Below are 23,369 nucleotides of genomic sequence, written 5' to 3'. Positions count from 1 at the left end.
GGAGGTCGCTTCTTCGGGCACAGGATTCGCATGTCGAATCCCTACTCCCCAATCCCCAATCCCGGCCCCTTCATGCCTGACACCGGCCGCCCCGCCCTGCAGGAGCCCGACGTAGGCGACGTAGCGGTCAGCGTCGCCGACGTGCTGGCCGCGCAGGCGCGGCTGCGCCGCTACCTGCCGCCGACGCCGGTGCACTACGCCGAGCGTTTCGGCGTGTGGCTGAAGCTGGAGAACCTGCAGCGCACCGGCTCCTACAAGGTGCGCGGCGCGCTGAATGCGCTGCTGGCCGGGCTGGAGCGCGGCGACGAGCGCACCATCATCTGCGCCTCGGCCGGCAACCATGCGCAGGGCGTGGCCTGGGCCGCGCACCGCCTGGGTGTGCAGGCGATCACGGTGATGCCGCACGGCGCGCCGCAGACCAAGATCGCCGGCGTCGCCCATTGGGGCGCCACCGTGCGCCAGCACGGCGACAGCTACGACGAAGCCTACGCCTTCGCCCGCGAACTGGCCGAGCAGAACGGCTACCGCTTCCTGTCCGCGTTCGACGACCCGGACGTGATCGCCGGCCAGGGCACGGTCGGCATCGAGCTGGCCGCGCACGCCCCGGACGTGGTGATCGTGCCGATCGGCGGCGGCGGCCTGGCCTCCGGCGTGGCCCTGGCGCTGCGCTCGCAGGGCGTGCGCATCGTCGGCGCGCAGGTCGAGGGCGTGGATTCGATGGCGCGGGCGATCCGCGGCGATATCCGCGCGATCGACCCGGTGCCCACCCTGGCCGACGGCGTCAAGGTTAAAATCCCCGGGTTCATCACCCGCCGGCTGTGCGCCAGCCTGCTCGACGACGTGGTGATCGTGCGCGAGGCGGAACTGCGCGAAACGCTGGTCCGCCTGGCGCTGGAGGAGCACGTCATCGCCGAGGGCGCCGGCGCGCTGGCCCTGGCGGCCGGGCGCCGCGTCTCCGGCAAGCGCAAATGCGCGGTGGTGTCCGGTGGCAACATCGACGCCGGCGTGCTGGCGACACTGCTGTCGGAGGTGCGCCCACGCGCGCCACGCAAGCCGCGCCGCCGCAATGCCGAGCGACTTCGCAACCAACGTGCCGCCGCCCCGCCCGCTCCCGCTCGCCCCGCGTCTTCGCTCTCCCATCCGCCAGCCACCGCCGCCGTAGAGGAAACCATCTGGTGAACACTTCTCCTTCTTCCCAGACCCCCCGCATCCGCATTTTCGACACCACCCTGCGCGACGGCGAGCAATCCCCCGGCTGCAGCATGACCCCGCCGCAGAAGCTGGTCATGGCGCGCGCCCTGGCCGAGCTGGGCGTGGACATCATCGAGACCGGCTTCCCGGCCAGTTCGCAATCCGACCGCGAGGCGATGGCGCTGATCGGCCGCGAACTGCGCGAGCCGACCCTGGCGGTGCTGTCGCGCTGCCTGGCCACCGACATCGAGACCTCCGCGCGCGCGCTGGAGGCGGCGGCCAAGCCGCGCCTGCACGTGTTCCTGTCGACCAGCCCGCTGCACCGCGAGCACAAGCTGCGGATGAGCCGCGAGCAGGTGCTGGAATCGGTGCGCAAACACGTGTCGCTGGCGCGCCAGTACGTGGACGACGTGGAGTTCTCGGCCGAGGACGCGACCCGCACCGAGGAAGACTTCCTGGCCGAAGTGACCGCGGTGGCGATCGCCGCCGGCGCCACCACCATCAACCTGCCCGACACGGTCGGCTTCACCACGCCGGAAGAGATCCGCGGCATGTTCGCGCGGCTGATCGCCAGCGTGCCCGGCGCCGAGCGGGTGATCTTCAGCACCCACTGCCACAACGACCTGGGCCTGGCCGTGGCCAACTCGCTGGCCGCGGTGGAAGGCGGCGCGCGGCAGGTGGAATGCACCATCAATGGCATCGGCGAGCGCGCCGGCAACTGCGCACTGGAAGAGATCGCGATGGCGCTGAAGGTGCGCAACGCGTTCTACGAGATCGACACCGCGATCAACACCCAGCGCATCGTCGCCAGCTCGCAGCTGCTGCAGCGGCTGGTCGGCATGCCGGTGCAGCGCAACAAGGCGATCGTCGGCGGCAACGCCTTCGCCCACGAGTCGGGCATCCACCAGCACGGCATGCTGCGCCACCGCGGCACCTACGAGATCATGCGTCCGGAAGACGTGGGCTGGGAATCCTCGCAGATGGTGCTGGGCCGCCACAGCGGCCGCGCCGCGGTCGAGCAGCGCCTGCGCGCGCTGGGCTACGTGCTGGAAGAGGCCGAACTGAACCTGGCGTTCGAGGCGTTCAAGGCGCTGTGCGAGCAGCAGCGCGTGGTCAACGACTCCGACCTGCAGGCGATGATGCAGGACGCGCCGGAAAGCCAGGGCTACCGGCTGTCGTCGATGACCGTCAGCGACCGCGGCCAGCGCGCCAGCGCGCAGGTCGAGCTGTCCGATCCGGACGGCCAGCGGGTCAGCGAGCGCGCCGAAGGCGACGGCCCGGTGGATGCGCTGTTCGCCGCGCTGGCCGCGGCCACCGGCGTGCAGCTGACCCTGGACAGCTACCAGGTGCACAGCGTCGGCATCGGCGCCGACGCGCGCGGCGAAGCCAACCTCAGCGTGCGCCACGGCGAGATCGAATACGACGGCAGCGGCACCAGCCGCGACATCATCGAGGCCAGCGCGCTGGCCTGGCTGGACGTGGCCAACCGCGTGCTGCGCCAGCGCCAGGGCGCGCATGCCAGCGCCGCCACCGCGGCCGCCTGAGCACATGAGCGCAACCATCGTGCCCGCCGCCGGCCAACGCTGGAACGCGCAGGGCTATGCCGACGATGCCGGCTTCGTGCCGGCACTGGGCACGCCGGTACTGGAGCTGCTGGCACCACAGCCGGGCGAGCGGATCCTCGACCTGGGCTGCGGCGACGGCGTGCTGACCGCCAAACTGGCGGCCAGCGGCGCCGAGGTGCTCGGCGTGGACGCATCGCCCGAACTGGTCGACGCCGCACGCGCACGCGGCGTGGACGCGCAGGTGCTGGATGGCCATGCGCTGGCGTTCGAGCAGCGTTTCGATGCGGTGTTCAGCAATGCCGCACTGCACTGGATGCGCGAGCCGGACCTCGTGCTCGGCGGCGTGCGCCGCGCGCTGCGTCCGGGCGGTCGCTTCGTCGGCGAATTCGGCGGCCACGGCAACGTGGCGGCGATCGTCACCGCGCTGCATGCGGCGCTGCGCCTGCATGGCGCGCCGGCAACAGCGTTCGCCTGGTTCTTCCCCAGCGCCGACGCCTATGCGCAGCGCCTGCAGGCGCATGGATTCCAAGTGCTGCAGATCGCGTTGCTGCCGCGGCCCACGCCGCTGCCGACCGGCATGGCCGGCTGGCTGCGCACCTTCGCCGACCCGTTTCTGGTCGGCCTGAACGCCACGACACGGCAGGACGTTCTCGCTACTGCCGTCGCATTGCTGACGCCAACGCTGTGCGACGATCGCGGCCGCTGGAGCGCCGACTACGTCCGCCTGCGCTTCCACGCCATGGTACCGGCCCAGGCCGACGCCTGAGCCCGCACGTTCCAGACCCACGCAAGGTTATCGGTAATGAACCCAGCCCCCCGCACCCTGTACGACAAACTGTGGGACGCACATGTCGTCGTCCCCGAAAGCGGCACCGCCCCGGCGGTGCTGTACATCGACCTGCACCTGATCCACGAGGTGACCTCGCCGCAGGCGTTCACCGAACTGAAGGCGCGCGGGCTGGCGCCGCGCCGTCCCGACCGCACCAAGGCGACGATGGACCATTCCACGCCGACCCTGCCGCGCGGCGCCGACGGCAAGCTGCCGTACTACACCAAGGCCTCCGAAGCGCAGGTGGACATGCTCGCGCGCAACTGCGCCGACTACGGCATCGAGCTGTTCGACATGGCCTCGGACAACCGCGGCATCGTGCACGTGATCGCGCCCGAGCAGGGCTTCACCCAGCCCGGCATGACCATCGTCTGCGGCGACAGCCACACCTCCACGCATGGCGCTTTCGGGGCATTGGCGTTCGGCATCGGCACCAGCGAGGTCGGCTACGTGCTGGCCACGCAATGCCTGCTGCAACGCAAGGCCAAGACCATGTCGATCACCGTCGACGGGCCGCTGGCGCCGGGCGTCGGCGCCAAGGACGTGATCCTGCACATCATCGGCGTGATCGGGGTCAACGGCGGCACCGGCCACGTGCTCGAGTACCGCGGCTCCACCATCGAGGCGATGGACATGGAGCAGCGCATGACCCTGTGCAACATGTCGATCGAGGCCGGCGCGCGCGCCGGCATGGTCGCGCCGGACCAGATCACCTTCGACTGGATGGCGAACACGCCGCGCGGGCCCAAGGGTGCTGAGTTCGACGCCGCGGTGCAGCGCTGGTCGCAGCTGCGCAGCGATCCGGGCGCGCGCTTCGACGTGGACGTGCGCATCGACGCGCGCGAGATCCGCCCGACCCTGACCTGGGGCACCCACCCGGGCACCGCGATCGCGGTGGACGTGCCGATTCCGGCGGCGCAGGACGCGGCCGCGCAGAAGGGCCTGGACTACATGCACTTCGAATCGGGCCACGCGCTGATCGGCACCCCGGTGGACGTGGTGTTCGTCGGCTCGTGCACCAACGGCCGGCTCAGCGACATGCGCGAAGTGGCGCAGGTGCTGCGCGGCCGCCGCGTCGCGCCGAACGTGCGCATGCTGGTGGTGCCGGGCTCGGAGATCGTCAAGCGCCAGGCCGAGGCCGAGGGCATCCACGAGGTGGTGCGCGCGGCCGGCGCCGAGTGGCGCGAATCCGGCTGCTCGATGTGCATCGCGATGAACGGCGACCTGGTCGCGCCGGGGCAACTGGCGGTGAGCACCAGCAACCGCAATTTCGAAGGCCGCCAGGGTCCCGGCTCGCGCACCTTGCTGGCGTCGCCGATGACCGCGGCCTGGGCCGCGGTGAACGGCAAGGTCAGCGACCCGCGCACGCTGTTCGCGGAGGTCGCGTGATGGTGCCGCACATCGCCGCGCTCGCGGCCACGCTGACCTTCGTCGCCGCCACTACCCGCGCCTTCGCCCATCGCGGCAAGCCGCTGCTGCCGCCGCACGTCCCCACTCCGGCGCTGCCGCCGGCGACGCTGCCCGACGCCACCGCCACCGTGTCACAGGAGACCTGCTGATGGCCGGATTCGCCGCCCTCACCTCGGCCAGCGTGGTGCTGCGCCAGACCAACATCGACACCGACCAGATCATCCCGGCGCGGTTCCTGTCCACCACCGAGCGCGCCGGCCTCGGCCGCAACGCGTTCAACGATTGGCGCTGGCAGGCCGACGGCACGCCGAACCCGGAATTCGCGTTCAACCAGCCGCAGAACGCCGGCCGCCAGATCCTGCTGGCCGGGCGCAACTTCGGCTGCGGCTCCTCGCGCGAACACGCGCCGTGGGCGCTGACCGACCTGGGCCTGCGCGCCATCGTCAGCAGCGAGATCGCCGACATCTTCCGCAACAACAGCCTCAAGAACGGGCTGCTGCCGATCGTGCTGGACGAGGCCGACGTGCAGACCCTGATGCAGCGCCCGGACGACGCGCTGACCGTGGACGTGGCCGCGCGCGAACTGCGCACGCCCGACGGCCGCGTCTATCCGTTCCCGCTCGACGAGTTCTCGCAGACCTGCCTGCTCGAAGGCGTCGACGAACTCGGCTACCTGCTGCTGCGCCAACCCGCCATCGAACAGTACGAGACCACCCATGCACGCTGACATCGTCGTCCTGCCCGGCGACGGCATCGGCCCCGAAGTCGCCGCCGCCGCGGTCTCGGTGCTGCGCACCATCGCCCGCCGCTACCAGCACACGTTCGAGTTCCACGAGCACGACATCGGCGGCATCGCCATCGACCGCCACGGCGAGCCGCTACCGGCGGCGACGCTGGCCGCCTGCCAGCAGGCCGACGCGGTGCTGCTGGGCGCGGTCGGCGGGCCGAAGTGGTCCGATCCCAACGCCAAGATCCGCCCCGAGCAAGGCCTGCTGGCGATCCGCCGCGGCCTGGGCCTGTTCGCCAACCTGCGCCCGGTCAAGCCGCATCCGGCGGCGCTGGACGCCTCGCCGATCAAGCCGCACCTGCTCACCGGCGTGGACATCGTGGTGGTGCGCGAGCTGACCGGCGGCATCTATTTCGGCGACAAGACCCGCACCGCCACCGACGCCAGCGACCTGTGCCGCTACAGCGTCGAGGAGATCGAGCGGGTGCTGCGCAGCGCGTTCCGCCTGGCCCAGCAGCGCCGCAACCACGTCACCTCGGTGGACAAGGCCAACGTGCTGGAGACCTCGCGGCTGTGGCGCGACGTGGCCACGCGCATCGGCCGCGACGAATTCCCGGACGTGCGCCTGGAGCACCAGCTGGTCGATTCGATGGCCATGCACCTGCTGGCCAAGCCGCGCGAGTACGACGTGATCGTCACCGAGAACATGTTCGGCGACATCCTCACCGACGAGGCGTCGATGCTCGCCGGTTCGCTGGGGCTGCTGCCGTCGGCGTCGCTGGGCGAAGGCCGCATCGGCCTGTACGAGCCGATCCACGGCTCGGCCCCGGACATCGCCGGCAAGGGCATCGCCAATCCCTACGCCACCATCCTCAGCGCCGCGCTGCTGCTGCGCCATTCGCTGGGCCTGGACGCGGAAGCCGAGGCGATCGAGCAGGCCGTGGACGCCGCGCTCAACGCGCACGCCTTCACCGCCGACCTCGCCGCCCCCGGCCATGGCATTTCCACCAACGCGGCCGCGCGCGCGGTGGTGGAGCAGTTGCAGGCGCATGGATCGGTGCCGGCCGAGATTCAGGAGTAGGTAGTGGGATTGGTCACTGCGTTCGGCCGCTGCGCGGGTAGGCAGCGGCCGAACGCTCGCGCATCGGGCGGCGCGGATCGCTCCTGTAGGAGGGGCTTCAGCCCCGACAGGATTCCGCGCCGCAGGCTCGCCGTGCTGTGTGTCGCGGCTGAAGCCGCTTGTGTCTAACGCGGGTATATCGTTGAGGTGAGAGCGGAGTGCGGCAGGCCGCTAAGTCGCAGTGCCTCATGAGCACGAGTAGGAGTCAGGGCCGCCGCACTCCGATTCTCCTGCCCCCAAAGCCCGAACAGTTGCCTGAGCTGCGAGCTCGAACCTACAAGCATGGGCATCGGCAGGAGATCTCTCGTCCCTGAGTCTACTGCGGAGAACGTCTATGTCCATGCAGCGTTTTGTCGGGATCGATGTTTCCAAGGCCGAACTGGCCATGCATGTCTTGCCGGACGGGTGGGCCTGGACCCAGGCCAATACACCCGAGGGGCGCGCCTGCCTGGCCGAACGCCTGGCCGCGATGGGATGCGAGCGGATCGTGCTGGAAGCCAGCGGCGGCTACGAACAGACCGTGCTGCAGGCGCTGACGCAGGCCGGCCTGCCCGCGGTCCGGCTGCCTGCCCATCGCCCCCGGGCGCTGGCGCACGCGTTGGGCCTCAAGGCCAAGACCGATGCCCTGGATGCGCGCTTGCTGGCGATGGCGGCCCAGTGCATCCACGCCCAGCCCACCGCGGTGCTCCCTGCACCGCTGCAGGCGCTGCGCGAACTGCTTCACCTGCGCAGCACCCTGGTTGCCCAGCGCGATGCGCAGCGCCGGTGCCTGGAGCACGTGACCTGCGAGGCGGTGCGCGACCAGTGGCTCCAGGTGATCGCGCTGCTGCAGCAGCGTATCCGTGAGGTGTCCCGACAGATCGCACGGGCGGGGGCGGCCTGCTCTGATCTGCCCAAACTGCCCGGGCTCGGTCCGATCCTGCGCGCCACCCTGGCCGCGCGGCTTCCCGAACTGGGCACCGTGCCTGCGCGCAAGATCGTCGCCCTAGTCGGGCTGGCGCCGTTCAATCGCGATAGCGGCCGCTGGCGCGGCCAACGCCGCATCCAGGGCGGACGCGCCGACGTGCGGCGGGTGCTGTACATGGCCACCTGGGCCTCGATCCGCACCGGCTCCCCGCTGGCACACACCTACGCCCGCCTGACCGCCGCAGGCAAACCCGCCAAGGTCGCCATCGTGGCCTGCATGCACAAATACCTGCGCTGGCTCAATGCCATCGCGCGCGATCGAGCACCGTACGCACCTCCTGCCATTGCTGCTGCATGACAGTTGACTCCTACATGGGTGCACCTGCGCTTTGCGCCCTAGCCGATCACCCGATCGCGGCCTTCGTGCTTGGCTTGGTACAGGCGCTGGTCGGCCAGCACCAGCAATTCACGCCGGCTCTGCAGCGCCGGGCTGACGCAGGCGAAACCGACGCTGGCCGTGCACTGCACGGTGCGCCCATCGACGTCGTGGACCACGATCGCGGCGACGCGGCGACGCAGATCGTCCAGCCGCGTCCGCGCCTGTTCGCGGTCCAGTCCCGGCAGCACCAGCAGGAACTCCTCGCCGCCGTGGCGCGCGGCGAAGGCCTGTTCGCCGAGCGTGGCGCGCAGCACCTCGCCGACCCGGCGCAGCACTTCGTCGCCGATCTCGTGGCCGTGGCGATCGTTGATCCGCTTGAAGTTGTCGATGTCTAGCAGCGCCACGCACAGCGGCGTTTGCGTGGCCCGTGCATGCTCCAGCGCCGCGGTCAGGTGCGGATCGGCGGTGCGCCGGTTCGGCAGACCGGTCAGCGCGTCGTGGCCGGCCTGGTAGGCGAGCTTGCGCACCAGCTCCTCGCGTTCGAAATCGGCCAGCTTCAGCGCCAGGTTTTTCGCGCGCAGTTCGTGGGTGCGCTCGGCGATGATGCGGTTGAGCCGGCGCTGGCGGCGCAGGTAGCGATTGCTGCGGCCGCGGTACCACCACAGCAGCAGGCCGCTGAACGCGATCGCCGCGATCACCACGAACGGACCGCGCTGCCAGAACGGCGGCACCACGTCCAACTGCAGCGAAGCGCGCCCGACCAGATCGCTGCGCGACCAGTCCATCGCGTTGGTGGTCGCCTGCACTTCCAGCCGGTAGTCGCCAGGCGGCAGGTTGGTATAGACCGCCTCCTCGCTGCTGCCGGCCTCGATCCACTGCCGATCGAAGCCATGCAGGCGATAGCGGTAGCGCATCTTGTCCGGCGAGCGGAAGCTCAGTCCGGCGTAGTCGACGCTGAGCCGGCCGACGCTGCCGGGCAATCGGTACTCGGCGCGCAACGGCTGCTCGCGGCCATCGACCTGCAGCCGCTCGATCACCACCGCCGGTGCGCGCAGCGAATGCCGGCTGGGCAGCGCCGGGTCGATCAGCGCCAGGCCGGCGGAGGTCGGGATCAGCAAGGTGCCGTCGCGGCTCAGCCAGCCGGCCGGCGCGCTGCTGCCGTTACCCTGGCTGCCGGGCATGCCGTCGCTGCGATCGACCACGTCCACCGCCAACTGCGCGCGACGGCCGGCATCCAGTTGCGCGATGCTGTCGCGGGCGATGCGGAACACGCCCTGGTTGCTGGTCACCCACAGATGCCCCTTGCCATCGTCGATGACCCGGAACAGCTTGTCGCGCGGCAGCCCGACGCGATGGTCGTAGATGCGGAAGCGGCCGTTGCGCAGGCACAGCAGGCCGCGGTCGCTGGCGATCCACAGCGCGCCGTCGACGTCCTCCAGGAAATCGAACGCGTTATGCGCGGGGAACGCGGCGCCGGCCGGCCAGCGGCGCAGCGTGCCGTCGGCCGACAGCGCCGCGATGCCGTCGCTGGTGCCGATCCACAGCACGCCGGCGCGATCGCGGTACAGCGCCTGCACCTGCAGCGCCGGCAGCCCGTCGGCCAGGGTGTACAGGCGGGTGCGGCCACGGTTGCGATAGGCCAGGCCGGCATTGCTGCCGACCCACAGCCCGCCGTCCGCATCCTGCAACAACGCCCGCACCATGGCCTGAGGAATGCCGGCCTCGACGCCGAGCCGTTGCCGGACCGCACCGTCGGGCGCCAGCAACAGGACTCCCTGGTTGTAGGTACCGACCCACATGCCGCCATCGTTGGCCGCGACCAGCGCCAGCACCGACGGATCGCGGCCGGCGGCGGCGATGCGCAACGTGGCGATGCGGCCGTGCTGCCAGCGATCGAGGCCGGCGGCATGGCCGATCCAGACCGCGCCATCGGCGCTCTGCTGCACCACGCGCACGTAGTCGCCGCCGAGACCGTCGTGCCGGGTCAGGCCGCCGGCATCGCCCATAGCGACGCGGAACAGGCCGTCGGTGCTGCCGGCCCAGATCAGGCCTTCGCGGTCCTCGATCAGCGCCGGACTGACCACGCCGGAGATCGACAGCATCTCCTCGCTGACCCCGCTCGACGAACGCCGCAGCAACTGGCCGCTGGACAGGCTGGTCCACAACTGGCCCTGGCGATCCTGCAATGCGGCATCCACGCGCTGGCCCTGGCGCAACCACTGCAGCGCGCCGTCGGCGTGCAGCCAGAACACGCCGGCGTCGCCGGCGACCAACAACCCGCCGTCGCGGTCGCGGCTCAGCCGCCGTATCGGCGCCGTGCGCATCGCCTCCGTGCGGCCCCAACGCCGCGCGCGGCCCGTGGCCGGGTCGAGGCGGAACAATCCGTGCGCCGTGCCGACCAGCACGCTGCCATCGGCCTGCTGCAGCAACGCCGCCACCCGCGTCTTCGGCAGCCCGGCGGCGGCGCCGGCCGCGCTCAGGCGGCCATCGGCCTCGATCCGGAACAAGCCGTCCTCGCTGCCGACCCACAACGCACCGTCGCGGGCGCGCAGCATCGACGCCACCTGCAGCCGCTGCGCAAGCGCATCGCCCAGATGCTCCCAGGTGCCGCCCGCGTAGCGAAATACGCCGTCGTAGGCGGTGCCGACCAGCACCCCGCCGTCGCGTTCGGGCACGATCGCGAACACGCCGGACATCTCCATGCCCGGGGTGTTCTGCCGGTCGAACACGGTGAAGGCGCGGCCATCGAAGCGCGCCACGCCTTCCCAGGTGCCGATCCAGAGCAAGCCGTCGCGGTCCTGCGCCAGCGCATGCACCAGGTTGTGCGGCAGGCCTTCGTCCATCGTCCAGCGCACCACCGTCGGCCGGTCGGTGATGCTGCGCGCGGTCACCGGCAGCGTTGCCTGGGCCACAGCGGACCCTGCCGCGCAGCAGGCGCACAGCAGCATCAGGAACAAACCGATGCGCCCGCGCAGGCGTCGGCGCAGCGCAGACGCGCTGCCGATGGTTGTGTGACGCCGGTCCCCCTGCTCCATTGCTTCCCGAATCATGCCCTCGGCAGCACGCGGTCTCCAAACCGCACGAGAAGCCAATTTATCACTACATGTTCGCCGCCGATGTCAGGACGTTCCTCACATTGCCGAACGGCGGCAGTCCATGACGCCGCTCAGCCCAATGCCAGGCGCACCGATCCGTTCGATCGGCGGCCGGCACGGCTGACATCCTGAATAGTGAACTTAACGGTGTAGTATAAATATCGAACCGACTGGTCTAGTATTGCCGTCATGGTCAGCAAACCCGTTCTCTCCCCCAAAGCCTCTTCCCGCGCCGCCGGACCGGGCCGTCCGAAGGACATGGGCAAGCGTGCGGCGATCCTGGACGCGGCCAAGCACATGTTCACCGAGCTGGGCTTCGGCGGGGTCAGCATGGACGGCATCGCCGCCCGCGCCGGGGTATCCAAGCTCACCGTCTACAGCCATTACGGCGACAAGGAGACCCTGTTCGCCGAGGCGGTGCGCGCGCAGTGCCAGGCGCTGCTGCCCGACGACCTGTTCGGGCATGCGCTGAAAGGCCCGCTGCGCGCCCAGTTGGTGGAGATCGGCCTGGCCTTCTTCGCGATGATCAGCAGCGAGGCGGCGATGGCCACCCACCGCATGATGCTCGCCCCCGGCACCGGCGACGAGCATGTGCGCGAGATGTTCTGGAATGCCGGTCCCAAACGCACCCAGCAGGATCTGGCTCAGTTGCTGCAGGCGCACGTGGCGGCGGGCGAGCTGGAGATTGCCGACCTGGGCCTGGCCGCCTCCCAGTTCTTCTGCCTGATCAAGGGTGAACTGCACTCGCTGATGATGTGCGGCCTGTGCCGCGACCCCAGCCGGGCGCGGATCCAGGCCCATGTCGAGGCCAGCGTGGATTTCTTCCTGCGCGCCTATGCGGCGCGCTGAGTCCGCGCCGGCCGGGCGGCCCGATGACTTCCGGCACTGCGCGCGGCGGCACCGCTGCGGCGATGCTGCAGCATACGCACGGCCCCCGCGCCGGCTAAAATGCGCGACCCACCGCGTTGGATGCCCCAGATGACGATCGACTATTCCCAAGCCCGCGAAACGATGGTTGAACAGCAGGTGCGTCCCTGGGACGTGCTCGACCTGCGCGTGCTCGACGTGCTGGCGCGGCTGCCGCGCGAGACCTTCGTGCCGCAAAGCCACCGCGCGGTGGCCTATGCCGATCTGGAAATCCCGCTGGGGCACGGCCAGTACATGATGAAGCCGGTGATCGAAGGGCGCATGCTGCAGGCGCTGGACCTGCAACCGGGCGAGGACGTGCTGGAGATCGGCACCGGCAGCGGCTTCATCAGCGCCTGCCTGGGCGAGCTCGGCCGCGAGGTGGTCAGCCTGGAGATCGAGCCGGCGCTGGCCGCCGCCGCGCGCGCCAACCTGGATGCCGCCGGGCTGGGCAGCAACGTGCGCATCGAGACCGCCGACGCGTTCGGCTGGCACAGCGAGCGCCGCTTCGACGTGGTCTGCGTCACCGCCGCGGTCACCGAGATCCCGGCGCAGTTCCTGGCCTGGCTGCGGCCCGGCGGTCGCCTGTTCGCGGTCCGCGGCCGCGCCCCGGTGATGGACGCGGTGCTGGTCCACGCCGATGCCGGTGCGCCGCGCGTGGAATCGCTGTTCGAAACCGACCTGGCGTACTACCTGCGTGGCGCCGCGCCAGTCCCCCAGTTCACATTCTGATCCATCAAGGAAGCCGCAATGATCCGCCGATCCCTCGTTCTGGCGCTGGCCGCCGCGCTGTTTCCGCTGGCCGCCAACGCCACGGACCTGCTGCAAGTCTACGAAATGGCCCGCAATAGCGACCCGCAGCTGGCCAGCGCGGAATCGAACCGGCTGTACGAAAAGGAAGGCGCGGTGCAGGCGCGCGCGGCGCTGCTGCCGCAGATCAACGGCTCCGCCTCGCTGCAGCGCAGCCACAACGAGATCGAGCGCGGCACCGGCGAACTGGCCGGCACCGGCAAGAGCCGCAGCTACGCGATCCAGGGCCAGCAGACGCTGGTCAACTTCGCCCAGTTCTCCACCTTGCGCGCGCAGAAGGCACGCAGCCTGGCCGCCGACTACACGCTGGCATCGGCCAACGACGACCTGATCGTGCGCACCTCGGCGGCCTACTTCAACGTGCTGGTCGCGATCGAGTCGCTGGTCGCCGCGGAAACCAACGAAGCCGCCGCCAAGAAGCAGTTCGACTATGCCGACAAGCGCCTGGAAGTGGGCCTGGCGCCGATCACCGACGTGCACGAAGCGCGCGCCGAATACGACCAGGCGCGCGCCGACACGATCACCGCGCGCAACTCGCTGCAAGACCTGTATCAGGCGCTGACCGAGATCACCGGGCAGCCGGTGCACGACCTGCGCAGCCTGCCGGAGGACTTCCGTCCGCAGCTGCCGGCCGACAGCGGCAACATCGACAGCCTGATCGCCTCGGCGCTGGACAAGAACCCGTCGCTGCGCGCCTACCAGTACCAAGTGCAGCAAGCCGAAGACAACGTCTCCACCGCCCGCGCCGGCCACCTGCCGACGCTGAACCTGTCGGCCAGCGTCGGCCGCGATGCGAGCTGGGGCGACGGCGTGTCCGGCAGCAACTCGCCGCGCAGCGACAGCAACGTCATCGGCCTGACCTTGAACATCCCGATCTTCGCCGGCGGCGCGACCCAGTCGGCGGTGCGCCAGGCGCTGTCGCAGCGCGACATCGCCCAGGACACATTCGAGCAGCAGAAGCGCGCGCTCGACCGCAATACCCGCAACGCCTACCAGACCGTCGTCGCCGGCATCAGCGAAATCGAGGCGCGGCGCCTGGCGGTGGTCTCGGCACAGGCCGCGTACGACGCCTCGCAGGTCGGCCTGGAAGTGGGCACGCGCACCGTGCTGGACGTGGTGCAGAACCAGCGCACCCTGTACCAGGCGCAGCTGAACTACGCGCAGTCGCGCTACAACTTCCTGCAGAACCGCCTGCTGCTGAGCCAGGCGCTGGGCTCGCTGGACGTGGCCGAAGTGCAGTCGATCAACGCGCTGCTGACGCAGAGCGCCGAATCCAAGCTCAATTCCGCCAGCAGCACGCAGTAACGCTGCGCCGGCAACTGCGCTACCGCGAACGGCGGGCCTTCGGGTCCGCCGTTTTTGCTTGGGGACGGCGTAAGGGTGGAAGGAACGCCTGATGGCGCCAGGGACTTCCGATCGAGATCAGGATGCCACTTGTAGGAGCGGCTTCAGCCGCGACGGCGTTACCGATAGATCCTGTCGCGGCTGAAGCCGCTCCTACAACGCGCAGCCAACTGCAATGCCCGCGTCGAAACCGCGCTACTCGTTCGCCGGCGCGTCGTGCGCCAGCGGCGGCAGATGCTCGGCGATCAGTTGCAGCGCGCGCTGCAGCGCGCCGCGGCCGTTGGCGACCAGCGCGCAGCCGGCTTCGGCCATGCGCGCGCGCGCGGCCGCGTCGCCGAGCAATTCGTGCAGCGCCGCACAGACCCCTGCGGCGTCTTCGCAGATCGCCACCGCGCCGGCCTCGCGCATGCGCCGCGAGATCTCGGCGAAGTTGTGCAGGTGCGGCCCGCTCACTGACGGCGTGCCGACCGCGGCCGGCTCCAGCAGGTTGTGCCCGCCGATCGGCTGCAGGCTGCCGCCGACGAAGGCGACCTGGGCGCAGGCGTAGAACATCATCAATTCGCCCAGCGTATCGATCACGAACACGCTGTCCTCGGCGCCGGGCCACTGCTGCTGACGGCGCGTGGCCACGCGCCAGCCCTGGTCGCGCGCCAGCGCCTCGACCTTGGCGAAACGCTCGGGATGGCGTGGCGCCCACAGCAGCAGCAGGTCCGGCCAGTGCCGGCGCAGTTGCCGGTGCATCTCGATCACCGCCGCCTCCTCGCCCTCGTGGGTGCTGGCGGCGATCCACACCGGCCGGGTCGCCGCCACGCGTTCGCCGAACGCGGCGACGAACTGCGGCAACTGCGCGGGCACGGCGATGTCGAACTTCAGGTTGCCCAGCGCGCGTACCTGCTGCGGATTGGCACCGAGTTCGATGAAGCGTTCGGCATCGGCCTGCGACTGCGCGGCCACGCAGGTGACCGTGCGCAGCGCGCGCCCGATCAACGGCCGCAGCAGGCGGTAGCCGCGCAGCGAGCGCGCCGACAGCCGCGCGTTGAGCACGTAGACCGGGATATCGCGGTCGCGGCAGCCGAACAGCATGTTCGGCCACAGCTCGGTTTCCAGGATCAGCGCCAGGCTCGGGCGGAAATGCTGCAGGAAGCGGCCGACGCTGCCGGGCACGTCGTACGGCAGGTAGACGTGGTCCAGCGCATCGCCCCACAGCGCACGCACCCGCTCCGATCCGGTCGGGGTGATGGTGGTGATCACCCAGCGGATGTCCGGGCGCTGCGCGCGCAGCGCGTTGACCACCGGTGCGGCGGCGTTGACCTCACCCACCGACACCGCGTGCAGCCACACCCGCGGCCGCCCGCGCGCCTGCGGATACGAGGCGTAGCGCTCGTCCCAGCGCTGGAAGTATTGGCGCACGCGGAACCCGCGCCAGACCAGGTGATAGACGGTGACCGGCAGCAGCATGTACAGCACGGTCGAGTACAGGCCGCGCAGCAGCCGTTCGATGAAATCGTTGCGCATCGCGAAAGCATAGCGGGTTGCGTCGCGCAGGCGGCAGACATCGCGACCGTGGTCACCAAGCGGAGACGCCGCCGTGCCGCGCCAATGCCGCGCTGCCCGCTCCCGGCTAAACTTGGCGCATGTCCGATCCAACCCCCGCTCTTCCGTCCGCCGCCACCACCGCCACGCCGCCGCCGCGCTCGCCGCGGCACTGGCCGACCTGGCTGCTGCTCGGCATCGCCGTGGCCATCGCGCGGCTGCCCTGGCTGCTGCAACGCGCGCTCGGCCGCGGCGTCGGCTGGATCGCGTTGCGCCTGGCCAGCAGCCGCCGCCATGCCGCCGAGGTCAACCTGAAGCTGTGCTTCCCCGAACAGGGCGAGGCCTGGCGCACGCGCCTGCTGCACGACAGCTTCGATGCGCTGGGCGTGGGCGTGTTCGAGTTCGCGCGCGCATGGTGGGGCAGCATCGGCCCGATCCGCCGCCGCACCCGCATCGAGGGCCTGGAGCACCTACGCGCGCTGCAGGCGCAGGGGCGCGGCGTGCTGCTGGTGTCGGGCCATTTCATGACCCTGGAGATGTGCGGCCGGCTGCTGTGCCAGTACGTGCCGCTGGCCGGCATGTACCGCCGCCACCGCAACCCGGTGTTCGAATGGGCGGTCAAGCGCGGCCGCCTGCGCTACGCCATCGCCATGTTCGCCAACGAGGACCTGCGCGGCAGCGTGCGCCACCTCAAGCGCGGCGGCTTCCTGTGGTACGCGCCGGACCAGGACATGCGCGGCAAGGACACGGTGTTCGTGCCGTTCTTCGGCATGCCCGCCTCCACCATCACCGCCACCCACCAGTTGGCGCGGCTGACCGGCTGCGCGGTGGTGCCGTACTTCCACCGCCGCGAAGGCGCCGACTACGTGCTGCGCATCGCCCCGCCGCTCAAGGATTTCCCGTCGCAGGACATGGTCGCCGACACCGCGCGGGTCAATGCCGCGATCGAGGCCATGGTGCGCGAAGCGCCGGCGCAATACCTGTGGATCCACCGCCGCTTCAAGCGCCAGCCCGGCGGCCGCAGTACGTTCTACGAGCGCGATTGAGCGAGATGTAGGTACGGGTGCGGCCTCGCGCTCAGATCCACGAGACGCTTCGCGCCGTACCCTCACCCCAACCCCTCTCCCGACGGGAGAGGGGCTAGCGCTGCTCCCTTCTCCCATCGGGAGAAGGTGCCCCGAAGGGGCGGATGAGGGTACGAGCGCAGCCTCGTGCACCCAACTCCGCGAGTCGCTTTCGCGCCGCATCCTCACCCCAACCCCTCTCCCGACGGGAGAGGGGCTACCGGCTTCTCCCTTCTCCCATCGGGAGAAGGTGCCCCGAAGGGGCGGATGAGGGTACGGGCGCAGCCTCGTGCACCCAACTCCGCGAGTCGCTTTCGCGCCGGACCCTCACCCCAACCCCTCTCCCGGTGGGAGAGGGGCTAGCGCTGCTCCCTTCTCCCATCGGGAGAAGGTGCCCCGCAGGGGCGGATGAGGGTACGGGCGAAGCCTCGTGCACCCAACTCCGCGAGTCGCTTGCGCGCCGGACCCTCACCCCAACCCCTCTCTCCCACGGGACTTCCTTCGGTCGCCGGTGGGAGAGGGACTATAGAGTTCCTGCAGCGCCCTCGGCGTCGCGCTCCTCGGCCAGCAGCGCACCGGCATACAGGCCGACCAGCATCAGCGCCAGCGAGCCCCAGAACGACGAATAGAACGCCAGGTGGGTGTTGAACGGGAACACCGTCACCAGCAACGCCAGCATCGCCGGCCGTGCCCGTTCGCGCGCCTGTGGCGAGGCGTAGTGCCAGGCGCGCCACGCCTGCGCGGCGCCGGCCAGCCACAGCAGCAAGCCGATCACGCCGGTCTCGCTGAGCACTTCGAGCACGATCTGGTGGGCGTGGAAGGCCGGCTCGCGGCCCCAGGCGCCGCCATGCGCCGGATCCGGGTCGCAGGCCACATAGGCCTCGCGGAAGCCGCGCACGCCGACGCCGTTGAGTGGATGCTGGCGGATCATGCACCACGAGGCGTCCCAGATCTGGGTGCGCCCGGCCAGCGCCGCGTTCACGTCGGCCGGGCGCCCGCTCAGCGCCAGCGTGGTGCGCGCGAAGCGTTCGCGCACCTGCGGCGAGAGCGCGCCGAGCACGCCGGCGACCAGCACCGCGGCCACGCCCAGCGCCAGCATCCGGCGCAGGCCCAGCAGGCGCCAGCCCGACAGCAGCAGCACCAGGGCGTAGGTGATCCACGACGCGCGCGACCCGGCCAGCACCAGCACCACCCCCACCGCCGCCGCGGCGAGCAGCCAGCCCCAGGCGCCGCCGCGGCGCCCGGCCGCGAACAGCAGGAACGGCGACAGGCTGGCCAGCACCTGGCCGAACTTGAGGTTGCACGGGCCGAACACGCCGCTAAGGCGGTCGGCCAGCGCGATTTCCTGCGGCGTGCACAGGCCGTGGTGGTTGATCGCCCACTTCAGCTGGTCCATCGACCAGAACAGCGGGCTGGTGCCGCACAGCGCCTGCGCCAGCGCATCCACGGTCCAGATCGCGGCGATGATCGCCAGCCCGTTGAAGGTGGTGCGGCGGCCGCGCGGCGTCGCCACCGCCATCGCCACCAGCCACAGGAACGGCAGGAAGCGCAGGTCCACCGCCGATTCGCGCAGCGCCAGCGGCACGTCCACCGCATCCAGCGCCGACAGCGGCTGCGGCAACCAGTAGCTCAGGAACAGCAGCGTGGTCAGCGCCCACGCCGGGCCGCTGAGCAGGCTGGCGCCGCCGCGGAAGCGGCTGTGCAGCAGCCGCGCCAGGGTCGCCAGCGCGCCCAGCGCGAGCACGCCCGCGGCCAGGCCGGGCGCCGGCCACAGCGCCACGAACGCCAGCACCCAGACCGGGGCCCAGCGTTCGCTGCGCGCCGACGTCAGCGGCGCGAGCAGGGAGGAATCAGCGCCGGAGTTCGTCATACACCGCCAGGGTCGCGTGCTGCATCGCCTGCAGCGTGTAGGGGATCTGCGCCGGCGGTGCCGGCGGTTGCGCCAGCAGGCGCGCCGCCGCCGCGTGCAGGGCCGCCGGATCGAACGCGGGAACCGCACCGGACGGCTGCAGCTGCGCCAGCAGTTCGCCGGCGCCGCCGTGCGCCCAGCCCAGCACCGGCCGTCCCACCGCCAGCGCCTCGACCACGGTGCGGCCGAACGCTTCCGGCTTGCGCGACAGCTGCAGCACCAGATCGCTGGCGGCATAGGCCTCGGCGATGCGCGCGGTGGGCGCGGTGAACGCGATCGCGTCGGCGATGCCCAGCACGGCGGCCTCGGCTTCCAACTCCTGCAGGTAGGCCTCGCGCCCGGCTTCGCGCGCGCCGGGCAACCACAGCCGCGCATCGCTGCCCTCGGTGCGCAGCGCGGCGAGCAAGCGCAGTGCATCGGCGTGGCCCTTGAGGCGGGTGCCGCGGCCGGGCAACAGCAGCAGCGGGCCGCTGCCGGCGGTGGCCGGCGCCTCGCTCGCGGCCCAGGCGCGCGCGGCCGGATCGGGCTGCGCCCGGCGCGGGAACTGCGCCGGGTCGATACCGCGCGGGATCACCCGCAGCCGCGCCGGGTCGGTCTGCGGGTAGTGGCGCAGCACGTAGTCGCGGACCGTGGCCGACACGCAGATCGCGCGCTCGCCGCGGGCCATGATCGCGCTGTAGCGGCTGGGCGAATTGAGTCCGTGCACGGTGGTGACGAAGCGCGGCCGCTGCGCCGCCGGCAACCCGCGCAGCGCGTGCCACCCCAGCCAGGCCGGCAGCCGCGAGCGCGCATGCACGATGTCCACTCGCTCGCGAACGAACAGGCGCCGCAGCGTCGGCACATGGCGCAGGCTCAGCAGCGACTTGCGGCCGATGTCCAGCGCGATGTGCTCGGCGCCGGTCGCGGCCAGCGCCGGCAGCAGGCGGCCGCCGGCCGACACCACCAGCGCGCGATGCCCGGCCGCGACCAGCGCCGCGGCGATTTCCAGGGTGGAGCGTTCGACGCCGCCGGACTCCAGCGCCGGCAGCAGCTGCACCACGGTCAGGCGGTGCATCGACCCGGCGGTCAGTCGACCAGCACGAAGACCGCGCCGCAGTAGGGGCACTGGGCCTCGTGGCTGGGTTCTTCGTCCACCGGCAGATAGACCCGCGGATGCGAGTTCCACAACGCCATCTCCGGGGTCGGGCAGCTCAGCGGCAGGTCGGCGCGGTGCACGGTGTAGCGCTTCTCTGCATTGGCGGGCGCGGTGGCGATATGGCTCATGGCGATGGGACACGGCGGGAGGAGACGGGGAATTCTAGCAGCCCGCCCCAGGCGCGCGCCGGGCCGGGGAACGCGGCGCCGGTCCTGTCCCGAGTTTGTCCTTTCCTGTCGGCTTGATGCCAAGCGATGACATCCACTATGCTCGGGGGACGCGGCGCAACCATGCCGCTCTGAGGTGTCCCGTGGATATAGGTGTGCGATTGATGCAGGCGCGGCGCAATGCCGGTTTCACGCTGCGCGAACTGGCGGCCTTGCTGGGCGTGGCGCATAGCACCCTGGGTCACTGGGAGAACAATCGTTCCGTTCCCAATGCCCGGCATTTGCTGAAGATTGCCGAACTTACCGGCGTCGATGCCTATGTGCTGTTGACCGGCAAGCCGTCCAAGCTGAACCAGGGCGACCACGAAAGCCTGCCGCTGCCGGTAGGCAAGCGCCTGGCCTGAGCGCGCTGCGGCGCCCGCTGTGGCGCCACGTTCGATCCTGCGCAAACGCGTTGGCGGGCGCCGCATGGCGTCGTGCTTTTGCGCATCTTGCGGCAGGTTTTTGCGCGGCAACTCCTAAATCGTTCACGCGCCACGCTTTGATCGCGCCTGCTTTTAGCGTTCACGGCATTCCGTGGCCAGGCGCCAAACCAGCCTGCTTTGACTTCGACCCGCCTCAGGCCTGGTCCACCAGACCCCGCTGCTTCACTCGGTCATCTGCGAAGCGCGTGCGCGCCTTGCGACCCATCGCCGGATCGGTGATCTCGGCGGGGAATCGGGCAAGTCCGACGCAATGACATAGGGACGCGCTGCAGGCAGCCCGCCGTACATACACCAACCGATCCGGACGACTGCAGCGAAACGCGCAGCCATCAGCGGCTGCGCGCATGCGTACCGAACGCGCCGAAGCGCTTGCTTACGGCGCGCTCTTCTCCGCTTCCAGCTGCTTGCGGATCTGCGCATCGACCGCGGCGATCGCGGTCATGTTCATCACCCGGCGCGAAGTGGCGCTGGTGGTGAGGATGTGCACCGGCTTGGAGATGCCCATCAGGATCGGGCCGATCGCCACGCCGTCGGTGAACACGCGCACCAGGTTGTAGGCGATGTTGGCCGCTTCCAGGTTCGGCAGCACGAACAGGTTGGCGCGGCCCTTCAAGGTGCTGTTGGGCATGATCTGCTTGCGCAGCGCTTCGTCCCAGGCGGTGTCGCCCTGCATCTCGCCGTCGATGTTGAGCTCGGGCTTGCGCTTGAGCAGCGCCTCGCGCACCTGGCGCATCTTCAGCGCGTCGCGCGAGTCGTGGCTGCCGAAGTTGGAATGCGACAGCAGCGCGATATTCGGCTCGATGCCGAACAGCCTGAGTCGGAATGCGGCCTGCAGCGTGGCCTCGACGATCTGCTCCACGCTCGGATCTTCCTGCACGTGCGTGTCCAGGAAGAAGAACGCGCCCAATTGGTTGATCACCCCGGTCATCGCCGAGGTCGAGCTGACCCGCGGTTCCAGCGGAATCACGCTGCGCGCGTAGCCGAGCTTCTTGTGGAAGCGGCCGACCACGCCGGTGAGCAGCGCGTCGGCTTCGCCGCGCGCGACCATCACCGCGGCGATCAGCGTCGGCCGCGAACGCATCAGTTCCTTGGCCGCGGTGACGGTGACGCCGCGGCGCTCGGTCAACGAGTGGTAGTACTGCCAGTAGTCGTTGAAGCGCGGATCGTCGTGGATGTTGGTGATCTCGAAGTCCACGCCGGCGGTGATGCGCAGGCCCAGGCGCTGGATGCGCGCCTCGATCACGTCCGGACGGCCGATCAGGATCGGGAACGCCAGGCCTTCGTCGATCACGCTCTGCACCGCGCGCAGCACCACTTCCTCTTCGCCCTCGGCATAGACCACACGCTGCTTGTCGGCGCGGGCGCGGTCGTAGACCGGCTTCATCATCAGGCTGGTGCGGTAGACGAACTGGCCGAGCTTGTCGCGGTAGGCCTCCATGTCGGCGATCGGGCGCGTGGCCACGCCCGAGTCCATCGCCGCCTGCGCCACCGCCGAGGACAGCTCAACCAGCAGACGCGGGTCCAGCGGCCGCGGGATCAGGTAATCGGGGCCGAAGCTCGGGGTCTCGCCGCCGTAGGCCGCACCCAGGTCGGAGGCCTCGCGCCGCGCCATCGCCGCGATCGCCTTGACGCAGGCGATCTTCATCGCCTCGTTGATGCCGGTGGCGCCGACGTCGAGCGCGCCGCGGAACAGGTACGGGAAGCACAGCACGTTGTTGATCTGGTTCGGGTAGTCCGAACGGCCGGTGCCGATGATCGCGTCCGGGCGCACCGCCTTGGCCGCCTCCGGGGTGATTTCCGGATTGGGATTGGCCAGCGCGAAAATCACCGGCTGCGCCGCCATCGTCGCCACCATCTCCGGCTTGAGGATGCCGGCGGCCGACAGGCCGAGGAAGATGTCCGCGCCCTCGACGATCTCGGCCAGGGTGCGCTTGTCGGTGTCGCGCGCGTAGCGCTGCTTGTCCGGATCCAGATCGGTGCGGCCGGTATGGATCACGCCGTCGCGGTCCAGCGCCAGGATGTTCTCCGGCTTCAGGCCCAGCGAGACCAGCATGTTGACGCAGGAGATGCCCGCCGCGCCCATGCCGGTGGTGGCGAGCTTGACGTCCTCGATCTTCTTGCCGGTGACGACCAGCGCGTTGAGCACCGCGGCGCCGACGATGATCGCGGTGCCGTGCTGGTCGTCGTGGAACACCGGGATGTTCATCCGCTCGCGCAGCTTGCGCTCGACGATGAAGCACTCCGGCGCCTTGATGTCTTCCAGGTTGATGCCGCCGAAGGTCGGCTCCAGACTGGCGATGATGTCGACCAGCTTGTCCGGATCGTTCTCGTTGATCTCGATGTCGAACACGTCGATGCCGGCGAACTTCTGGAACAGCACGCCCTTGCCTTCCATCACCGGCTTGGACGCCAGCGGGCCGATGTTGCCCAGGCCCAGCACCGCGGTGCCGTTGCTGATCACCGCGACCAGGTTGCCGCGCGCGGTCAGCTCGCTGGCCTGTTGCGGATCGGCGACGATCGCTTCGCAGGCGAACGCCACGCCTGGCGAATAGGCCAGCGACAGGTCGCGCTGGGTCAGCATCGGCTTGGTCGCCGCGACCTTGATCTTGCCCGGCGGCTGCTGGCGGTGATAGTCGAGGGCGGCCTGTTTGAAATCGTCGTTTGACATCGAGGGCTTCTTTTGTCGAAAGGCGCGGAGGCTTGGAATTCTACTCTCCGCGGCCATGGCCGGTCCTGTCTGGCGGCTGTCGCCGCGCGCGCCGGCACCTGAAAAAAAGCGACGCGCCGGCAATGC

The 23,369-nt window shown here is 70.3% G+C and carries 19 protein-coding genes; 13 read left to right on the top strand and 6 right to left on the bottom strand.

What is annotated here, in order from left to right; all coding sequences use genetic code 11:
• Window positions 1-72: 72 nt before the first annotated feature.
• The 8 genes from HEP74_RS04210 (at window position 73) to HEP74_RS04175 (ending at window position 8,106) form a co-directional block, all read left to right on the top strand.
• Complete coding sequence (locus HEP74_RS04210; RefSeq protein ID WP_185816497.1) at window positions 73-1,179, top strand: threonine dehydratase; 1,107 nt, start codon at window positions 73-75, stop codon at window positions 1,177-1,179.
• On the top strand, window positions 1,176-2,735 hold the full coding sequence (locus HEP74_RS04205) for a 2-isopropylmalate synthase (RefSeq protein ID WP_185815325.1): 1,560 nt from the start codon (window positions 1,176-1,178) through the stop codon (window positions 2,733-2,735). The genes HEP74_RS04210 and HEP74_RS04205 overlap by 4 nt, the downstream gene beginning before the upstream one ends.
• A gap of 4 nt (window positions 2,736-2,739) precedes the next feature.
• Complete coding sequence (locus tag HEP74_RS04200) at window positions 2,740-3,522, top strand: class I SAM-dependent methyltransferase (RefSeq protein WP_185815324.1); 783 nt, start codon at window positions 2,740-2,742, stop codon at window positions 3,520-3,522.
• Window positions 3,523-3,558: 36 nt separating this feature from the next.
• Complete coding sequence (gene leuC, locus HEP74_RS04195) at window positions 3,559-4,974, top strand: 3-isopropylmalate dehydratase large subunit (protein WP_185815323.1); 1,416 nt, start codon at window positions 3,559-3,561, stop codon at window positions 4,972-4,974.
• Entirely contained in the window at window positions 4,971-5,144 is a 174-nt protein-coding gene (locus HEP74_RS04190) for a hypothetical protein (protein ID WP_185816766.1), read from the top strand. The genes leuC and HEP74_RS04190 overlap by 4 nt, the downstream gene beginning before the upstream one ends.
• Entirely contained in the window at window positions 5,144-5,722 is a 579-nt protein-coding gene (leuD, locus tag HEP74_RS04185; protein ID WP_185815322.1) for a 3-isopropylmalate dehydratase small subunit, read from the top strand. The genes HEP74_RS04190 and leuD overlap by 1 nt, the downstream gene beginning before the upstream one ends.
• Complete coding sequence (gene leuB / locus HEP74_RS04180; RefSeq protein WP_185815321.1) at window positions 5,712-6,803, top strand: 3-isopropylmalate dehydrogenase; 1,092 nt, start codon at window positions 5,712-5,714, stop codon at window positions 6,801-6,803. The genes leuD and leuB overlap by 11 nt, the downstream gene beginning before the upstream one ends.
• Window positions 6,804-7,176: 373 nt before the next feature.
• Window positions 7,177-8,106: an IS110 family transposase gene (locus HEP74_RS04175; RefSeq protein WP_221893159.1), complete on the top strand. Its 930-nt coding sequence runs from the start codon at window positions 7,177-7,179 to the stop codon at window positions 8,104-8,106.
• A 38-nt stretch (window positions 8,107-8,144) separates the two neighbouring features.
• Here the strand turns inward: HEP74_RS04175 and HEP74_RS04170 are convergent, their stop codons facing one another.
• The gene (locus HEP74_RS04170; protein ID WP_185815319.1) at window positions 8,145-11,162 is read right to left on the bottom strand and encodes a ligand-binding sensor domain-containing diguanylate cyclase; all 3,018 of its coding nucleotides are present in this window, start codon (window positions 11,160-11,162) and stop codon (window positions 8,145-8,147) included.
• 249 nt (window positions 11,163-11,411) lie between these two features.
• On the opposite strand from HEP74_RS04170, the gene HEP74_RS04165 reads away from it, so the two are divergent.
• The 3 genes from HEP74_RS04165 to HEP74_RS04155 all read left to right on the top strand — a co-directional run bounded on the left by HEP74_RS04165 (window position 11,412) and on the right by HEP74_RS04155 (window position 14,243).
• On the top strand, window positions 11,412-12,071 hold the full coding sequence (locus tag HEP74_RS04165; protein WP_185815318.1) for a TetR/AcrR family transcriptional regulator: 660 nt from the start codon (window positions 11,412-11,414) through the stop codon (window positions 12,069-12,071).
• A gap of 129 nt (window positions 12,072-12,200) precedes the next feature.
• Window positions 12,201-12,860 carry a protein-L-isoaspartate O-methyltransferase family protein gene (locus HEP74_RS04160; RefSeq protein WP_185815317.1) on the top strand — a complete coding sequence of 220 codons (660 nt, stop codon included), beginning with the start codon at window positions 12,201-12,203 and terminating at the stop codon, window positions 12,858-12,860.
• A gap of 18 nt (window positions 12,861-12,878) precedes the next feature.
• The gene (locus HEP74_RS04155) at window positions 12,879-14,243 is read left to right on the top strand and encodes a TolC family outer membrane protein (protein WP_185815316.1); all 1,365 of its coding nucleotides are present in this window, start codon (window positions 12,879-12,881) and stop codon (window positions 14,241-14,243) included.
• 234 nt (window positions 14,244-14,477) lie between these two features.
• Here the strand turns inward: HEP74_RS04155 and waaA are convergent, their stop codons facing one another.
• Entirely contained in the window at window positions 14,478-15,797 is a 1,320-nt protein-coding gene (gene waaA, locus HEP74_RS04150) for a lipid IV(A) 3-deoxy-D-manno-octulosonic acid transferase (protein WP_185815315.1), read from the bottom strand.
• A 119-nt stretch (window positions 15,798-15,916) separates the two neighbouring features.
• On the opposite strand from waaA, the gene HEP74_RS04145 reads away from it, so the two are divergent.
• Complete coding sequence (locus tag HEP74_RS04145) at window positions 15,917-16,861, top strand: LpxL/LpxP family Kdo(2)-lipid IV(A) lauroyl/palmitoleoyl acyltransferase (RefSeq protein WP_185815314.1); 945 nt, start codon at window positions 15,917-15,919, stop codon at window positions 16,859-16,861.
• A gap of 541 nt (window positions 16,862-17,402) precedes the next feature.
• Here the strand turns inward: HEP74_RS04145 and HEP74_RS04140 are convergent.
• The 3 genes from HEP74_RS04140 to HEP74_RS04130 are packed head-to-tail and all read right to left on the bottom strand — an operon-like array spanning window position 17,403 to window position 20,051.
• Window positions 17,403-18,749, bottom strand: a complete 1,347-nt coding sequence (locus tag HEP74_RS04140) for an O-antigen ligase family protein (RefSeq protein WP_185815313.1) — start codon at window positions 18,747-18,749, stop codon at window positions 17,403-17,405.
• A complete protein-coding gene (locus tag HEP74_RS04135; protein WP_185815312.1) occupies window positions 18,730-19,842 on the bottom strand; it encodes a glycosyltransferase in 1,113 nt (370 codons plus the stop codon). The genes HEP74_RS04140 and HEP74_RS04135 overlap by 20 nt, the downstream gene beginning before the upstream one ends.
• An 11-nt stretch (window positions 19,843-19,853) precedes the next feature.
• On the bottom strand, window positions 19,854-20,051 hold the full coding sequence (locus tag HEP74_RS04130) for a zinc-finger domain-containing protein (RefSeq protein ID WP_185815311.1): 198 nt from the start codon (window positions 20,049-20,051) through the stop codon (window positions 19,854-19,856).
• A gap of 203 nt (window positions 20,052-20,254) precedes the next feature.
• On the opposite strand from HEP74_RS04130, the gene HEP74_RS04125 reads away from it, so the two are divergent.
• The gene (locus tag HEP74_RS04125) at window positions 20,255-20,494 is read left to right on the top strand and encodes a helix-turn-helix domain-containing protein (protein ID WP_145703540.1); all 240 of its coding nucleotides are present in this window, start codon (window positions 20,255-20,257) and stop codon (window positions 20,492-20,494) included.
• 454 nt (window positions 20,495-20,948) lie between these two features.
• Here the strand turns inward: HEP74_RS04125 and HEP74_RS04120 are convergent, their stop codons facing one another.
• Entirely contained in the window at window positions 20,949-23,243 is a 2,295-nt protein-coding gene (locus tag HEP74_RS04120; protein ID WP_185815310.1) for an NADP-dependent malic enzyme, read from the bottom strand.
• Window positions 23,244-23,369: the final 126 nt, after the last annotated feature.

This window comes from Xanthomonas sp. SS (assembly GCF_014236835.1).
Taxonomy (GTDB): Bacteria; Pseudomonadota; Gammaproteobacteria; order Xanthomonadales; family Xanthomonadaceae; genus Xanthomonas_A.
This window is presented reverse-complemented; position numbering and strand designations above follow the sequence as displayed.

Coding starts and splice junctions, on each gene's coding strand:
- HEP74_RS04210 (WP_185816497.1), top strand. CDS start 73: ATGCCTGACACCGGCCGCCCCGCCCTGCAGGAGCCCGACGTAGGCGAC.
- HEP74_RS04200 (WP_185815324.1), top strand. CDS start 2,740: ATGAGCGCAACCATCGTGCCCGCCGCCGGCCAACGCTGGAACGCGCAG.
- leuC (WP_185815323.1), top strand. CDS start 3,559: ATGAACCCAGCCCCCCGCACCCTGTACGACAAACTGTGGGACGCACAT.
- leuD (WP_185815322.1), top strand. CDS start 5,144: ATGGCCGGATTCGCCGCCCTCACCTCGGCCAGCGTGGTGCTGCGCCAG.
- leuB (WP_185815321.1), top strand. CDS start 5,712: ATGCACGCTGACATCGTCGTCCTGCCCGGCGACGGCATCGGCCCCGAA.
- HEP74_RS04175 (WP_221893159.1), top strand. CDS start 7,177: ATGTCCATGCAGCGTTTTGTCGGGATCGATGTTTCCAAGGCCGAACTG.
- HEP74_RS04170 (WP_185815319.1), bottom strand. CDS start 11,162: ATGGAGCAGGGGGACCGGCGTCACACAACCATCGGCAGCGCGTCTGCG.
- HEP74_RS04165 (WP_185815318.1), top strand. CDS start 11,412: ATGGTCAGCAAACCCGTTCTCTCCCCCAAAGCCTCTTCCCGCGCCGCC.
- HEP74_RS04160 (WP_185815317.1), top strand. CDS start 12,201: ATGACGATCGACTATTCCCAAGCCCGCGAAACGATGGTTGAACAGCAG.
- HEP74_RS04155 (WP_185815316.1), top strand. CDS start 12,879: ATGATCCGCCGATCCCTCGTTCTGGCGCTGGCCGCCGCGCTGTTTCCG.
- waaA (WP_185815315.1), bottom strand. CDS start 15,797: ATGCGCAACGATTTCATCGAACGGCTGCTGCGCGGCCTGTACTCGACC.
- HEP74_RS04145 (WP_185815314.1), top strand. CDS start 15,917: ATGTCCGATCCAACCCCCGCTCTTCCGTCCGCCGCCACCACCGCCACG.
- HEP74_RS04140 (WP_185815313.1), bottom strand. CDS start 18,749: ATGACGAACTCCGGCGCTGATTCCTCCCTGCTCGCGCCGCTGACGTCG.
- HEP74_RS04135 (WP_185815312.1), bottom strand. CDS start 19,842: ATGCACCGCCTGACCGTGGTGCAGCTGCTGCCGGCGCTGGAGTCCGGC.
- HEP74_RS04130 (WP_185815311.1), bottom strand. CDS start 20,051: ATGAGCCATATCGCCACCGCGCCCGCCAATGCAGAGAAGCGCTACACC.
- HEP74_RS04125 (WP_145703540.1), top strand. CDS start 20,255: ATGCAGGCGCGGCGCAATGCCGGTTTCACGCTGCGCGAACTGGCGGCC.
- HEP74_RS04120 (WP_185815310.1), bottom strand. CDS start 23,243: ATGTCAAACGACGATTTCAAACAGGCCGCCCTCGACTATCACCGCCAG.